Source organism: Aureimonas sp. CAS, assembly GCF_059838215.1.
On sequence record NZ_CM187563.1, the window covers coordinates 935,881 to 949,725 of the forward strand.

20 protein-coding genes, 2 tRNA genes and 1 pseudogene are annotated in these 13,845 nt (G+C 68.4%); 9 read left to right on the forward strand and 14 right to left on the reverse strand.

Annotated elements, in window-relative coordinates; translation table 11 throughout:
- Positions 1-13: 13 nt before the first annotated feature.
- Positions 14-850, reverse strand: a complete 837-nt coding sequence (locus tag AC6R2M_RS04365; protein ID WP_500485847.1) for a phosphatase PAP2 family protein — start codon at positions 848-850, stop codon at positions 14-16.
- Positions 851-1,024: 174 nt separating this feature from the next.
- On the opposite strand from AC6R2M_RS04365, the gene AC6R2M_RS04370 reads away from it, so the two are divergent.
- The 3 genes from AC6R2M_RS04370 to AC6R2M_RS04380 all read left to right on the forward strand — a co-directional run bounded on the left by AC6R2M_RS04370 (position 1,025) and on the right by AC6R2M_RS04380 (position 1,542).
- A tRNA-Pro gene (locus AC6R2M_RS04370) sits at positions 1,025-1,101 on the forward strand.
- Positions 1,102-1,136: 35 nt separating this feature from the next.
- Positions 1,137-1,445, forward strand: coding sequence for an ETC complex I subunit (locus AC6R2M_RS04375; RefSeq protein ID WP_500485849.1), 309 nt, complete (start codon positions 1,137-1,139; stop codon positions 1,443-1,445).
- Between the two features lie 21 nt (positions 1,446-1,466).
- A tRNA-Arg gene (locus AC6R2M_RS04380) sits at positions 1,467-1,542 on the forward strand.
- A gap of 57 nt (positions 1,543-1,599) precedes the next feature.
- On the opposite strand, the gene AC6R2M_RS04385 is transcribed toward AC6R2M_RS04380, so the two are convergent.
- From AC6R2M_RS04385 to AC6R2M_RS04445, 13 genes and pseudogenes are all read right to left on the reverse strand, one after another.
- Complete coding sequence (locus AC6R2M_RS04385; protein WP_500485851.1) at positions 1,600-2,703, reverse strand: tyrosine-type recombinase/integrase; 1,104 nt, start codon at positions 2,701-2,703, stop codon at positions 1,600-1,602.
- 9 nt (positions 2,704-2,712) lie between these two features.
- Complete coding sequence (locus AC6R2M_RS04390; protein ID WP_500485853.1) at positions 2,713-2,967, reverse strand: hypothetical protein; 255 nt, start codon at positions 2,965-2,967, stop codon at positions 2,713-2,715.
- A complete protein-coding gene (gene dnaN / locus AC6R2M_RS04395) occupies positions 2,967-4,100 on the reverse strand; it encodes a DNA polymerase III subunit beta (protein WP_500485854.1) in 1,134 nt (377 codons plus the stop codon). The genes AC6R2M_RS04390 and dnaN overlap by 1 nt, the downstream gene beginning before the upstream one ends.
- A complete protein-coding gene (locus tag AC6R2M_RS04400) occupies positions 4,097-4,477 on the reverse strand; it encodes a hypothetical protein (RefSeq protein ID WP_500485856.1) in 381 nt (126 codons plus the stop codon). The genes dnaN and AC6R2M_RS04400 overlap by 4 nt, the downstream gene beginning before the upstream one ends.
- Positions 4,478-4,769: 292 nt before the next feature.
- Positions 4,770-5,015: pseudogene (locus tag AC6R2M_RS04405) on the reverse strand (DUF2312 domain-containing protein); the annotation flags it as partial.
- A 9-nt stretch (positions 5,016-5,024) separates the two neighbouring features.
- Entirely contained in the window at positions 5,025-5,210 is a 186-nt protein-coding gene (locus tag AC6R2M_RS04410) for a hypothetical protein (RefSeq protein ID WP_500485858.1), read from the reverse strand.
- A complete protein-coding gene (locus AC6R2M_RS04415; protein WP_500485860.1) occupies positions 5,207-6,070 on the reverse strand; it encodes a hypothetical protein in 864 nt (287 codons plus the stop codon). Before AC6R2M_RS04415 ends, AC6R2M_RS04410 begins: the two co-directional genes overlap by 4 nt.
- The gene (locus AC6R2M_RS04420; RefSeq protein WP_500485861.1) at positions 6,067-6,357 is read right to left on the reverse strand and encodes a hypothetical protein; all 291 of its coding nucleotides are present in this window, start codon (positions 6,355-6,357) and stop codon (positions 6,067-6,069) included. The genes AC6R2M_RS04415 and AC6R2M_RS04420 overlap by 4 nt, the downstream gene beginning before the upstream one ends.
- 40 nt (positions 6,358-6,397) lie before the next feature.
- The gene (locus AC6R2M_RS04425) at positions 6,398-6,688 is read right to left on the reverse strand and encodes a hypothetical protein (RefSeq protein WP_500485864.1); all 291 of its coding nucleotides are present in this window, start codon (positions 6,686-6,688) and stop codon (positions 6,398-6,400) included.
- The gene (locus AC6R2M_RS04430; protein ID WP_500485866.1) at positions 6,685-7,401 is read right to left on the reverse strand and encodes a hypothetical protein; all 717 of its coding nucleotides are present in this window, start codon (positions 7,399-7,401) and stop codon (positions 6,685-6,687) included. The genes AC6R2M_RS04425 and AC6R2M_RS04430 overlap by 4 nt, the downstream gene beginning before the upstream one ends.
- The gene (locus AC6R2M_RS04435; RefSeq protein ID WP_500485868.1) at positions 7,401-7,532 is read right to left on the reverse strand and encodes a hypothetical protein; all 132 of its coding nucleotides are present in this window, start codon (positions 7,530-7,532) and stop codon (positions 7,401-7,403) included. Before AC6R2M_RS04435 ends, AC6R2M_RS04430 begins: the two co-directional genes overlap by 1 nt.
- Positions 7,529-7,990 carry a hypothetical protein gene (locus tag AC6R2M_RS04440; protein WP_500485870.1) on the reverse strand — a complete coding sequence of 154 codons (462 nt, stop codon included), beginning with the start codon at positions 7,988-7,990 and terminating at the stop codon, positions 7,529-7,531. The genes AC6R2M_RS04435 and AC6R2M_RS04440 overlap by 4 nt, the downstream gene beginning before the upstream one ends.
- Before the next feature lie 93 nt (positions 7,991-8,083).
- Positions 8,084-8,854 carry a LexA family transcriptional regulator gene (locus AC6R2M_RS04445; protein ID WP_500485872.1) on the reverse strand — a complete coding sequence of 257 codons (771 nt, stop codon included), beginning with the start codon at positions 8,852-8,854 and terminating at the stop codon, positions 8,084-8,086.
- A gap of 72 nt (positions 8,855-8,926) precedes the next feature.
- Between AC6R2M_RS04445 and AC6R2M_RS04450 the strand changes: the two genes are divergently transcribed.
- Genes AC6R2M_RS04450 through nusG form a run of 6 tightly spaced genes read left to right on the forward strand, consistent with a single transcriptional unit; the run spans position 8,927 to position 13,793 of the window.
- Positions 8,927-9,238, forward strand: coding sequence for a carph-isopro domain-containing protein (locus AC6R2M_RS04450; RefSeq protein WP_500487490.1), 312 nt, complete (start codon positions 8,927-8,929; stop codon positions 9,236-9,238).
- Complete coding sequence (locus AC6R2M_RS04455) at positions 9,235-9,678, forward strand: hypothetical protein (RefSeq protein WP_500485874.1); 444 nt, start codon at positions 9,235-9,237, stop codon at positions 9,676-9,678. Before AC6R2M_RS04450 ends, AC6R2M_RS04455 begins: the two co-directional genes overlap by 4 nt.
- Positions 9,675-11,639: a DNA cytosine methyltransferase gene (locus AC6R2M_RS04460; RefSeq protein WP_500485876.1), complete on the forward strand. Its 1,965-nt coding sequence runs from the start codon at positions 9,675-9,677 to the stop codon at positions 11,637-11,639. Before AC6R2M_RS04455 ends, AC6R2M_RS04460 begins: the two co-directional genes overlap by 4 nt.
- The gene (locus tag AC6R2M_RS04465; RefSeq protein WP_500485878.1) at positions 11,636-12,049 is read left to right on the forward strand and encodes a hypothetical protein; all 414 of its coding nucleotides are present in this window, start codon (positions 11,636-11,638) and stop codon (positions 12,047-12,049) included. Before AC6R2M_RS04460 ends, AC6R2M_RS04465 begins: the two co-directional genes overlap by 4 nt.
- On the forward strand, positions 12,046-13,158 hold the full coding sequence (locus AC6R2M_RS04470; protein WP_500485880.1) for a helix-turn-helix domain-containing protein: 1,113 nt from the start codon (positions 12,046-12,048) through the stop codon (positions 13,156-13,158). Before AC6R2M_RS04465 ends, AC6R2M_RS04470 begins: the two co-directional genes overlap by 4 nt.
- A gap of 11 nt (positions 13,159-13,169) precedes the next feature.
- Positions 13,170-13,793: a transcription termination/antitermination protein NusG gene (gene nusG, locus AC6R2M_RS04475; protein ID WP_500485882.1), complete on the forward strand. Its 624-nt coding sequence runs from the start codon at positions 13,170-13,172 to the stop codon at positions 13,791-13,793.
- The last annotated feature ends 52 nt before the right edge of the window (positions 13,794-13,845 follow it).

The window sequence follows — 13,845 nt, forward strand, 5'->3', positions numbered from 1 at the left end:
CAAACCGGCGCCGCTACAAACGGGCGCCGCCGCGATAGGGCAGGAGGCCGGACCAGCCGCGGCCGCCTGCCGACACCCGGTAGACGATTTGGCGGAGGGCGAGGAAGCGGGCGAGGGCGAGGGCGGTGAGCGTGCCGATCGCGAAGCCGGCGATGACGTCGCTCAAGTAATGCCGCTCCACGACGATGCGCGTGAGCGCCAGGCACGCGCCGGCGAGGAGGATGGGCCAGCGCATCGCCGGAAACCAGATCGCGAGCGCGATGGCGACGACGCCGGCATTGGTGGAATGGCCGGAGGGGAAGCTTTCATAGGCGCTGCCGAGGCGCAGGATCTCGAAGCTCGCGATCCCGTGGCTGTCGAGAAGTTCCGGCCGCGCTCGTCCCAGCAGATATTTGATCGCGTGGGTGAGGGCGGATGCGGTGCCGAGGCTTGCGACGAACCACGCGCTCATGACGAAGAGCCGCGCGTGCGTGCCGGGGTCGAGGCTTCCCGGCCGCACGAAGAGGAGGACGAGGGAAAGGAGAAGCGCGGGATAGAAGTACCAGGCGATGAGGGCGGCATCCGTGACGATGTCGAGGAAGGCCCGAACGCCCTCCGGCTCGTTCCGCACGGCCCGCGCGACGTCGGCGTCGAAGCCGAAGGCGAAGGCGGCCGCCGCCAGGAGGATCCCCGCGATCGCGATCGTCGCCATCGGCGCCGAGAGGATCGAGCCCGGCTCGATCGCGGGCCTAGAAAGGACGCGGCCGATGGAGCGCAGGCGCCCGAGCGGATCGCTGTCGTCGAGATCCGGGAGTTCGCCGGGTGCTGCGTCCGCGTGCGACGCCCGCGCCGGATCGTGCTGCTGCGCCAAGCTGTCATCCTCCGTTCGAAAACGTGGCGAGGACGACCGGTCCCGCGCGGCCAACGATAGGGCCGGCGCGTGCCTCGACCAGAAGGCCGGGCACGCGGGTCTCAAGCCGCTTGCCGAACGGCGGGCGAAAAGCTAGGGAGCGGGGGTCGCATCGTGGCCCGCCCGCGATATGTCCGGAGCGTAGCGCAGTCTGGTAGCGCATCTGGTTTGGGACCAGAGGGTCGCAGGTTCGAATCCTGCCGCTCCGACCATAGCGCCCGGGCCCGCGAGCTAGAAAGAGACGCCGATGGTCGCACGCATCTTCCGCCCGAGCCGCAGCGCCATGCAGTCCGGCAAGGCCAAGACGCATCAATGGGTGCTGGAGTTCGAGGCGAGCGATCCCAAGCGCGTCGAGCCGCTGATGGGCTATACCTCGTCGAGCGACATGCGCTCGCAGGTTCGCCTCTCCTTCGAGAGCCGCGAGCAGGCGGTCGCCTATTGCGAGCGCGAGGGCATCGCCTACCGGCTGGAGGAGGACGCGCCGGAGCGCAAGCGGCCCCAGCTTTCCTATTCGGACAATTTTCGCTACGACCGCGTCCAGCCCTGGACGCATTGACGCATCGCGTCTCTGCCAGCCGGCCCCGTAGCTCAGTGGATAGAGCACCGGCCTTCTAAGCCGATGGTCGCAGGTTCGAATCCTGCCGGGGTCGCCAGAGTGCCCTGATTACAAGGCCTTGAAGGGTGGTTCGCCAAGGTGGTTCGCCATCCGGTTAGCCAGCCCGCTTTCGCAGGGCGACGACCTTGTTCATCCCTTCCATCGCCAAGCGGATCTGCGCGGCCTCGCGCGAGTAGAGCTCGGCGTGTTCGATGTCCTCGTGTCCTAAGACGTCCATGATCTGACGCGTCGAGGCATCGCTCTCGGCGAGGATGCGGCCCAGCGTCTTGCGCAGGCCATGAAGGGTGCATCCCTGGGGAAGGCCTGCGGACTTCGTCCACGCGCGCATCCTGCCGGTGATCGACTTGTCTGTGAACGGGTTCCCATACTCCGTCACGATGACCGTTTCACCGCGGCGGGGAGACCCGTCCAAGACCTCCGCCAGCATCGGGACGATCGGGATCGTCATCTCGCGCCCGGTCTTCTTCTGCCTCAGGACGAAGGCGTCGATCTCGACGTTCTCACCGTTGTGGCGAAACGAGAGCGTGCGCCGCTGGTCCCAGCGCAACCGCGTGACATCGCTTCGCCGGTTCCCTAGCCACAGAGCGATGGCGTAGACCAGCCGGGGATTGGAGCCGATCGGCCAGCGGGCCTCGAACTGATTCATCTCTCCATCGGTCCAGGCCCGGCGCCCGCCGTACTCGGGCCGCCACTTCATGGCATGGGTCGGGTCCGCCTCGATCCATTCCTCGTCAAGCGCGACGTTCAGCATCCGTCGGATGGCGACCATCTGATTGCGGGCCGCATGAGGGGTCTCGGCCTTCGCCGCGAGAAGGCCCTTCATGTGCCGGCGCTTGAATTCGTGGATGGGAATGTCGCGCCAAAGGTCGGGGAAGCCATCCGCGACCGGCGTCTGTAGGAATGCCTCGGTCCACCTGGTGTTGTTGTGCCGCGTCGCCGGATCGAGACGCAGCCACTCGGGCGAACGTTTCACGAGGCGCCAGGCTGCGCCGAATGTGCGGGGCAGGGCGGCGTTCGGATGCGGCCGCACCTCGGCCGAGCGGCGCTCGCGGCCTTCGACCGCCGCGTTGTAGGCTTCCTCGAAGTCGGGATCGCCCGGTGCGCCGGGCAGGCTGACGCTCTTGCCCTTGCGCCGGTAGCGCCAGCGCTCCTTGCCGTGACGATCGTTGTAGGGTGAAGCGCCGGGATACTCGTTCATCGGCGGACGCTACGCCGCGCGGCCTGCTCTTGCCAAGATGCTATCCAGGCGGCTGCGGTTCTCGCTTGACGGGAGGTCGGTGAAGGCGGCGTCGAGCGCGATGCGGTCCCAGACGGCGCGGGAGTTCACCCGCTTCGGCTTCGGCATCCGACCGTCCGCGACCATCTCGTCGAACAGCGTCGCGCCGACGCCGACGTATCGCGCTGATTCGATCCGGTCCATGCCACGCGGCGGGTAGGAGAGGGCGTCGCGATCTCGGGCCATCACGACACTCGCATCGGCATGAGGACGACGAGGCGGGAATCGTCGCCGGGCGCCCGGAGGAGGGCCGGGGAGCCGGGATCGCCGAGGGCGATCTCCAAGCCGTGCGTGTCGAAGCTCTCCAGCGCCGCCAGCGCGAAGGTCGAGTTGAAGCCGATCGCGAGATCCTCGGTGCTCTCGATCTCGATCTCGTCGTGGCCGGCGTTCGCTTCGGCCGAGGTCATCGACAGAGCGAGCGCGCCGCGCGCGAACTCGAACTTCATCCCGGCGCCCTTCTCTGCGCGCACGGTCGCGACGCGGCCGATGGCGTCGCGCAGCTTCTCGCGCACGACCTCCACGCGGTGCGTCTGGCCTGCCGGAATGACGCGCTGATAGTCTGGATAGGTCCCCTCCACGAGGCGGGAGACGATGCGCAGCTCGTCGGCCTCGAAGGCGATGGCACTCTCGCCGATCGCGATCTCGACCTTCCGCTCGCCCGCCGCCTCCGCGATCGTCTCGAAGAGGGTCGTCGCCTTCCGCGGGACGACGACATTGGCCGGGATCGCCGACAGGTCCCCCTCTACGCTCTGGCGGAGAAGGGCGAGCTTGCGCCCGTCCGTCGCGACGGTCGTGAGGGCGTCGAGGTGCGCCTCGGCCCGATGGAAGAGGATGCCGCACAGATTGTAGCGCGCCTCGTCGGTGCAGATGGCGAACTGGCAGGCGGCGGCGATGCGGCGCAGCTGCGCGCCGTCGAGCGCAAGGCGCGCGACTGCTGCCGGCGCCTTGGTCTCGGGGAAGTCCGCTGCCGGCAGCGTCAGGAGCTGGAAGGTGGTCCTGCCGGCGTGGATCGTCGCCGTCCGGTCGTCGGCTGCGATGTCCAGCGTCTCGACCTTGCCGAGCTTCTTAAGGAAGTCGCGCAGGATCTGGCTCGGGATCGTCGTCGTGCCGACACGGGCGATCTCGACCTCTCCGGGCCGCGAGATCGCGACGGCCGTCAGGTCCATGTCCGTTCCGGTCAGCTCCAGCCGTCCGTCTTCGGTCGAGGCGAGCTTCACGTTGGCGAGGATCGGCATCTTCGACTTGCCGTCCACGGGCTTGGCCGCGCGCTCGGCGAGGCGGCGGAGGGTCTCGGGCGGGCAGGAGAAGGCGATGGTCATGACGACACCCGAACCGAAGCGCAGCGGCAGAGCTGGCCGAAGGTCAGGTCGGGCCAACAGTCGGACACCTGCAGGAACAGCTTGTATTTCGCCCCGGCTCGCGAATGCGCCGGGACGATGCTGGTCTCGCCCTCGAACGTGACGGCGTAGGCTCGCCAAGGCTTTTCGAGCGTCTGCAGATGCGCGGCCAGCGCGCGCCGACCCGCGTCGGTGACGCCGAAGAAGTCCATGTCGCCTCGGGTGCCGAGGCGCTCCCAATGCGGCGAGAAGGCGAACTCCATCGCGAGGTCGGATCGCGTGTCGATCGCGAAATAGTTCCGGTACGTCTCGCGAAGCGGAAAGATCGGGCGACCGAGCGCGTGGTCGATGTGGTCCATCGCTTCGTCGCGGAGGTAGCGGTCAATTGTCGGGTTCGCGTTCATCGGGCGCCTCGCGTCACTCGAAGGTCGGGCCGAGGGCGGCGAGGCGTTCGCGCGCCTCGTCCGCATCCTTCGGCTTGTTGGAGGATTTGCCGCGCTTCCGCGCGCTCTCGGCGACCATCACGTCAATCCGGACGGCGGCGCGCTGTTCGGCCTGGCGCTCGGCCTCGGCCTTTTCAATGCCGGTCTTCGGACGGTCCTTCGACCGGACGCGCTCCATCTGCATCGGCAGGTCCGGCGTCGCGGCGGTCATGCCGAGCGCCTGCATGTAGAGGTCGAGGACGGCCTCCTGTTCGGCGCGCTCGTGCGGGTCCTGCTTGCGCATCTGGACGATCTTGCGCAGCGCCTTGACGTCGTAGCCCCGACCTTTGGCCTCGCCGTAGACATCCTTGATGTCGTCGGAGGTTGTCTTCTTCTCTTCCTCCAGCCGCTCGACGCGCTCGATGAAGGAGCGGAGCTCGTCGGCCGCGACGGAGTTGGTGCCGGAATCGCCCATCTTGATTTCTCAGTAGGCCGTCGCCGCGTCGAAGCGGGACAGAGCGAGCTTCAGTTCGTCGTTCTTGTGGATGGTCTCGCGGCTCAGGAGGCCACCGTTGCCGCCGCGCCCATGGACGCCGGAGTCGTCGAACATGACGGCCTCCGACAGGGCGCGAGCGGCCGCAACGAGTGCGGCGGTCTCGGACGCGCTCACGACGCCGCGGCCTTTGCCGTCTCGGCCGCCGTGCGTTCCTCGGTCACGTCGATCTCGATGTCTTCGTAGGTGCGGACCTCGGACACGCACCGCGTTTTCGGCATAATCCCGTTCTCGATCTGCCATTCGTCGCAGGCGATACGGATGCGTCGCTCGAGATCGCGCATCTGCGCATACGTCGGCTCGAAGAACTGGCCTTCGTCGACCTCCGTCACCTGATCGCCTTCGAGGATCGCGTCGTTGGCAAGGCCGATGAGATTGTCGACCCGCAGGTAGCTGCCGAGGCGAAGGGGAGGAACGGCGCCCTCGATAAGCGTGAAAGAGTATTTCCAGCGCCCGCTTTCCTCATGCAGGAACGCATCACCAGCGAAGTGCTCCTTCGCTTCATCGAAGGCAGCATCGCGCGTGCTGGCGCTGCCCGGATACCATTCCGCATCCTCGGCGTCGGCGTAGTACCAACGATAGTCGAGGACCGGCGCCCATCCGACCGCTACGGGCAGCGCCGATCCGGTTGGCTTGCCGGCCTGCTTGGCGCGGATCTTTGCGACCACTTCCGGCGTCGTGATGCGCGAGAGTTCGGCCTGTGCCGCGTCGGCGATCGAGACGCCGAACGTGTTGCAGAAGGCGGCGAGGGTGACGGCGACGCCGCCGACCTCTTGGCCGATCTCGCCAGCGGGCCGGGCGAAGACGTAGTCCGCCAGGGCGATGGCGCGATCCTTCGTCCAGCCGCTCGCCTGCGCCAGTTCGAGGGCCTCCTCGACGAAGCGGTCGGCCCGCTCGACCTTGTCGGCCGCGATGGCTTCGCCGAAGCAGTCGAGCATCCAGGCGCCGGTTCGTTCCTGAAAGGCCGCGTCCATCACGACACCCGCACGGCGCTGGCGTTGGCGAGGGCGCGGGCCTTGCCGCCGAAGCGGGCGATGGCCTCGTCGCTGTAGCCGAAGGTGCGGAGGTCATCCTCCGACACGCTGCCGTTGGCGGCGGCGTGGTCGCGCATGCGCTCCGCCATGGCGCGAACGAGGCGGTCCTCACTCGTGACCGGGCCGGGCGCGTCGACGCGCTCGCTCGTAGGCGCGCGGGTCGCCAGCCGGGCGGCGTTGGCCTCCCGCAGGGCGTTGGCGCGGGCGACGATCTGCGGACCGAAGCTCATGGTGTCGTTCCTTTCGTTCAGGCGCGGTTGCGCCGCCGGCCTAGTCCTGGCCGAGGTTGGGGAAGTCCGAGGTGTCGAGGGTCTCGCCCGGCTCCAGCGCGCGATCGGCGCCGGCACGGGTGAGGAGGAAGAGGTCGAGCGAGCGCGACCACGCCTTGCGGTGCCGCGCCATGTGGCGCTCGACCATGCGCATCCAGATCACGTGTTCGTCCGTGCCCGGTTGGATGACGTAGAAGTTGCGGGAGGTGACCGTGGCGCCATTCGTCAGGCCGAGGGCATGACGGGCGAGGGCCTTCTCCTCCGCCGTCATCGGGTTCGCGAGCGCGCTCATGTCGCGGCCTCGGCGGGTCGGTCGAGCCCGTACCAGTCCGGAACGCCGTTCAATCCATCGGGATCGAAGCGGAGCGGCATGATGAGCCCGAAGGCACGGAGCGGCTTGGCGAAGTTGACGATTATGGCGTCGCCGTAGTCGGCGGGCTGGATGCGAAGGGCGGTGGATGCGCCCCGTTCTCCAGCCTTCAGTTCCGCCAAGGCAATCGCGGCGCGCGCGAAGGGCAACAAGGCCTTTCCCGCAATGTCTTGGCGACGCATCGTTCGCTTGGACTTCGGGACGGCAAGCCCGATGATCCGTCGCAGGTCCGGAAAGGTCGCCTCGATTTCGGGTTCGGGCTGCATCGCGACGGTCCAGCCGCGATGCTCAAAGCCTTCCCTCAATGTTCCAGCCTCTATGGCCGGGTTCTTCACGATCGAGACCGCACTCAGAATATTGCGACCCGGCTCGGTGCCCGCCACGAGGCGGTAGTTTCCCATGCGCGGGTAGGAGCGGCGAACGCGCTTGTCGAGGCGGACAATCCGCCCCTTCGCGGCCACGCCGGTCGGATCGTGCAGGACGATGGCGGCGTGACCATCGGAGGCGGCGATGTTCACCCCGCCCGTCGGGCAGGGCTCAATGTAGACGCCGGTCAGATAATACCGGGTCTCTTCCTTGCCGGTGAAAAGGTGGGCGATACGCACGAGGTGCGCGCAGACGTCGAGGTCGTGCATCACGCCGCTCCCATGGCGAAGGCGCAGAACGCCGCGACGAAGAGGATGATGGCGCCGAGCGCGAGGACCTCGTGCGCCAAGGCGGCGGCGTGTTCGGCGAGGGTCGCGCCCTCCACGTCCCGGCCGCTCACGAAATCACCGCCCGTGCGAACTCGGCGAAGGCGATGCCGACCGGAACGCCGATGGCGAGCCCGGCGAGTCCGCCGAGGAAGGCGTCCATCGCCCGCGACGGGGTCGGCGCGTCGTCAGCGAAGGTCGCCGCCGCCCATTCGCGACCGCCGAGCGCGCGAAAACCTTCGCCGCCCGTCGTGGGGAAGGGGTCGGACAGGCCGAGACCGTTCGCCTCGACCGCCTCCGGGCCGCTCAGCTCGCGGTTGAGCGCCTCCAGATCGGCATTGGTCCAGCGCGGCGGGACCTGCGCGGCGACGGGGCGCTCGTCAGCGAGGCGCCGTTCGCGGGGGAGAGAGGGGTAGGCGTCCGCGTGGGGAGGTGGGCACGCGGACGCCGTGCTCGCGGCCACAGGGGAGGCCGCGAGGTCGCTGGCGGGGACGATGCCAGCGAGACGGGAGGAATGGGGATGGTGCAGCACCGAAAAGCTCCGCATCCGAGAAGGATGGGAGCATAAGCGCATGCAACATGATTTATGTCAACACCAATCGTGTCGATATCGACACGCAGCGTGTCAGATGGCGCTGATGCGCCCCCGAACGCGGCCGATGATGACGGCTTCGCCCTCGACGACTTCATACGATTCGTAGAGCGGGTTGCGGCTGAGGAGCCGAATGCGCGGCGGATCAGAGCGAGGCATGAATTCAACAAGCTTCACGACGACGCCCATCCCGTCATGCACCGCGAAGAGGCCCGGCGGGGAGGGGCGTCGATCGTGCGAATCGACGATGACGCGATCTCCGGCGTGGACCGAGCCAGGCGCATAGGGATTGTTCGGATCGTATCCCGAGTCCCCGTAGACCTCGATAATGAATGCGCCGCTGGGCTCCATTCGCAGTTCACCGCGAGTGAAACTGTCCGGAAGCCGCCAGCGATCGCGAATGGCGTCGGCAGAAACCGAGACGCCGTGCTGCATAGCGCTGGACTGCGAGACCTCGAACCCGCCCGCGCCTGCGCCGGCACGAATGTCAACTTCAGGGATCGAGAGGCCGTCGATCTGATCGAGACCCGAAAGGTCGTCGTCTGGCGCCGCTGGATCGTGACTTCTCGATCGGGTGCCCGTCTTGCGCGTGTCGCCTTGTGCAACGCCGGCCATCAGCCAGAAGGGATCGCAGCCAAGGCGCTTGGCGTACACTCGCGCCTGATCGAGATCGAAGTCGTTCTGACCGTTCTCATGCGCCCGGTAGGTGGACGGCGCTACCCCTAGCGCTTCGGCCGCTTTCGCGGCGCTGCTGAACCCCGACGCTATGCGGGCTTCTCGAAGTCTGTCGGCTTGCGTGTTCATGACATGTTCATAGCCGAACGTCCGACACGAATAATGTTGACATGCATCGTGTTGACGTGTTGTTTGTCCAACATGATCAATGTCAGTTCTCTCATCGACGATCTTGGAGGTAACGCTGCCGTCTCTCGGTCCCTCGGCGATGTGAAGCCGTCGGCGATCTCTGAGATGAAGCGGCGCGGCTCCATCCCGCCCCGGTACTGGAAGGCCCTGATCCGGCTGGCGGCCGAAAAAGGCATCGGCGGCGTGACCGCCGATGCTCTTCTGGACGCTCATACTACCGATCATGACGGGTCCTCCTGTTCTGTCCTGAGGGAACATGCGCCCGCCGCGGCATCCTGTCCTGTGCCGTCGTCGGTCATCCCGGCACAGGAGGCGGCGCGATGACGCTGGTTCATCCCGACGTCGCCGCGCCGAAAGCCGCGACACGCGCCCTGATCGACGCCTGCGGCGGGTCGGACGCCTGCTCCGCCCTGCTCGACGGCAAGAGCCGGTCGCTGATCGACAGCTACGCGAACCCGAACCGGCCCGACCGATTTATGCCGCTCGACGACATCTGGCGGCTCGAGCGGTTCTGCGGACGGGCCATCGTCTCCGACAGCGGTTCGCGGCGCGCGGCCAACAGCCCGTCGCGCGTCCGGCGCCAGCCGGAGCCCGCCGACATCGCGCGCGTCGGCAAGGAGCTGTCCGACGTCGTCGCGGCCAAGGCCGCTGCCTGGGCGGACAACCATTTCTGCGAGGCCGATCGGCGAGCCGTGGCGCGTGAACTGCGCGAGGCCGCGTCAGTCCTCCTCGACATGATCGACAGCGTGGAGGCCGGGGCATGACCGCGCACCCGCACGACCTCACGCGCCCGATGATCGTGGACAGCTTCGCCGGGGGCGGCGGAGCCTCGACCGGAATCGAGATGGCGCTCGGCCGCTCGCCGGACGTGGCGATCAACCACTCGGCGGACGCGCTCGCCATGCACGAGGTAAACCATCCCGACACGCTACATCTCGATTCGAACATCTGGGATGTGTCGCCGCTGGAGGTGACGAAGGGCCGGCGGCTCGGCCTGTTCTGGGCCTCGCCCGACTGCAAGCACTTCTCCAAGGCCAAGGGCGGCAAGCCGCTCGACCGCAACATCCGCGACCTCGCATGGGTCGTGGTGCGCTGGGCCGAGGAAGCGAAGCCCGAGGTCATCATCCTCGAGAACGTCGAAGAGTTCCGCACGTGGGGGCCGCTCGACAACGAGGGGCGCGCCATCCCCGAGCTTCGGGGGCTCATCTTCGAAGACTGGATGAAGCGGCTGCGCGGGGCCGGCTATCGCTGCGAATGGCGCGAGTTGCGCGCCTGCGACTACGGCGCGCCGACGATCCGCAAGCGCTTCTTCATGATCGCGCGACGCGACGGGCAGCGGATCGTCTGGCCGAAGCGCACGCACGGCAATCCGAAGGACGCGGCCGACGCCAAGCTGATCGCCAGGGGCAAGCTCCTGCCCTGGCGCACGGCGGCCGAGATCATCGACTGGTCCCTGCCGTGCCCCTCGATCTTCGCGACCTCCGCCGAGATCATGGCGAAGCACGGGGTGCGCGCGGTGCGCCCGCTGGCCGACGCCACCATGCGGCGGATCGCGCGCGGTGTGACGCGCTACGTGCTGGACGCGGCGAAGCCCTACATCGTGAAGTTCCAGTCCGGCGCGACCGGCCATCCGCTCGACGAGCCGCTCGCGACCGTGACGGCCAACAGTTTCGTGAAGCGCCCCGGCGGGGCCGCTCCGCTCGGGATCGTCGTGCCGTCCGTCGTCGGTCTGGCTCACGGCTATTCGGGCGGGCGTCGCGAGTACGGGATCGACGAGCCCCTCGGCACGGTCCATGCAGGCGGAAACAATCACGCGCTGCTCGCGCCCGTCGTCACCGCCGCGCAGCATGGCGGCTCGGTGCGCGCGGCCGACGAGCCGATCCACACCATCACCGCCAGCCCGAAGGACCAGAACGCGGTGATCGTGCCGACGCTCGTCGGCTGCGGCGGACGGGCCGGGCAGAGCGCCCCTCGCGGCGGTGACGAGCCGCTTGGCACCCTGACGGCGAAGGCGGACGGGTGCGTTGTCGCGGCCACGATGGTCCAGACCGGCTACGGCGAGCGAGAGGGGCAGGCGCCCCGGTGCCTCGACATCGACGCGCCGATTGGGACGCAGGTCGGCGGCGCGGCCAAGCATGCGGTCGTATCGGCGTTCCTCGCGCAGCACAACAACGATGCGCGCCGCATCGGCGGCGTGAACCCCGGCCGAGCGGCCGACGAACCGCTCGCGACCATCACCGTCGCCGGGGCGCAGCAAGCGGTCGTCGCGGCACATCTCAACTGGTCCTATACCTCGAACACTCGCGGCGGCGAAGGTGCGCTCGATCGTCCGACGAAGACGTTCTGCGCCGGCGGGAATCACGCTGCGCTGATCTCCGGCTTCCTGACGAAATACTACGGGACCGGCGACGGCGCCCGGATCGACGATCCGATGCACACGGACACGACGAAGGACCGGTTCGGCTTTGTCACCGTCGAGATCGACGGCGAGACCTTCGCCATCGCCGATATCGGCATGCGGATGCTGACGCCGCGCGAGCGGTTCCGGGCGCAGGGCTTCCCCGACAGCTACGTGATCGACCGCCGCCCTGACGGCTCTGCGCTCTCGGCGACCGTTCAAGGCTCGTGCTGTGGCAACTCCGTCTGCCCGCCGCTCGCCGCCGCGCTCGTCTCGGCGAACTGCGCACATCTGGCGGTCGAGCCTGCGCTCGAGGCGGCGGAATGAGCGCCGCCGGCAATTCATCCTGCCGATGGTGTGGCCTGCCCGTTTGCGGGCGCGGACAGTTCGGCCTCGTCAGAGCGCGCCGATATGGCGGGGAGGGCGCCTGGGCGGCGCGCTTCCACGTCCGCTGCGTCGAGGCCGTCCTCGCCATCTGTGAGGATCATGCGCGCGCGTCCCTGATCGAGGCGACCGAGGCCGCGAAGCCGAAGCCCGTTCGAGCTAACCGCCCTCGGCGCGGCCCCGCCCGGCGGAAGGCCGTGGCGGCGCCGGAGATCGCCCCGCCGCCCCGCGATGCGGCGGCGCCCGTCGCCGAGATCCTCGTCCTCGCCTCACGAGGCGTCCCCGCCAACCAAATCGCCGCGCGCCTTCGGGCGCCGTACGCGACCGTCCGCGCCATCCTGGAAGCCGCATGAGCAACCCACGCCTCTCCATCATTCCCGCGCGGGCCGCGACGGACCGGAAGCTCAAGCCGCGCGACCTGCAGGTGCTGTGCGTTCTCGGCCGCCACACGGACGAGCTCGGCTGGTGCCGGCGCAGCCAGAAGCGCATGGCGGCGGAAATGGACTGTTCCCGCTCGACCGTGTTCGAGGCCGTGGAGCGGCTGATCAAGGCCGGCTATCTGGACCGCCTCGTCCACGAGACCGAAAGCGGGCGCGACAGCGCGCACTCCTACCGCGTCATTCTCGACCCGGTGCATCCCTCGCCTGACCATATTCCCATCGTGGACGAAGACGATGGACAAGCTGTGGAGAACCTGGGGACAGACCCGTGCCGGTATATCGGCACCCCTGCCGGTATATCGGCACCCCCTGCCGGTCCTAGACCGGCACCCCCTGCCGGCTCTGGACCGGCACCTATTAACGACCCCTCTTTAACGACCCCTCCTGAACTTCGAGAAAGAGCGCGGGAGCGCGAGGCCGAAAATCGCAAGGCCATCGAACGCTGGGTGAAGCGGGTCCACCCGCAGTGGCCGAGCTACGTCAGCGACAGCGCCCCCAAGGCTCTGGCCGCCGCGCTGACGCTGACCGAGGCCGAGCGCGAGGCGGCGGCCGAGCGGATGGCGGACTACCAGGCGGCGGCCAAGGTGGGCGGGCGAACCGTCGTCTGCACCTTCGCGGTCTACCTCTCGGAAAAGCGCTGGGAGAAGCTGCCGCCCCCGGCCGAAATCCCGTTCAACGAGTTCGCGACGCCCTTCTCGAAGGCGTGGGGCGCGTGGATCGTCGCGCACCTCCTGACGACCGAGCCCGAGCCCGGCAAGGGCTGGCCGAAGGTGAGCGCGCTGTTCGGGCGCGCCCGGCTGCGGCAGGGGGCGAACTTCGCCCGGCGCTGGCACGAGTTCGGCGCCGAGGCGCTGGAGCCCGTGCCGGTCGGCTCCCCCGTGTTCGCCGCATGGCAAGCCGAGTTCGAGCGGCGCGGCTGGCCTTGGATGCCGGACCCCGGCGACCAGCCGGTGATCCACCTGCCTGCCGGCGGACCGGAGGGGCTGAACGCATTCGAGGCGGCCGTGCGGGCCGAGGCATGAGGGGCGCGGCGATGAAGATCTGGAGCGAGGCCGAGTTCAACGACCGCGTCACCGTCCTCTCGGGGCGGACGAAGGCCTCCGACGAGCGGGGATGGTTCATCATCCGCGTGAACCCGCGCTGCGAAATGCAGGCCTTCGACGGGCTGGAGCGCATGGGCTTCGAGCCGTGGATGCCGCTCGGCCGCAGGCATGTGCGCCGCCGCTACACGAAGAGCCGGCGGACCGTGCTGCATCCGATCCTGACCGGATACCTGTTCGCCAAGGTGCCGCTGCGCGACGAGGCCTGGGACACGCTCCGGCGGATCGATGGGGTTCGGCAGGCGATCGGCCTCGGCGATCGTCGGGGCGGAGTGAGGCCGCTGCCCGCCGAGGAGGTCGCGCAGTATCAGGCTTTCAGCGCGACGGGCGTCTTCGACGAGCGGCGGGCGAAGGCGCATTGGCGGCGCGGCCTGCGGACCTCGGAGGAAGTCTATACCGCCGGACAGAGCCTCGTCGTGAAGGACGGACCCTATGCGGGGACAGTCGTCGAGTTCGACGGCTATACGGAGCGCCAGTCCGCGCGGGTGCTGATCGAGGTCTTCGGAGCGCTCCGACCTGTGGAAATCGAACCAGCGGCCCTCTCCGCGGCGCTGTGAGGGGATTGCAATCGCGCCCGGCGTCTGCCTACATCGCAACCGGACGAACCAC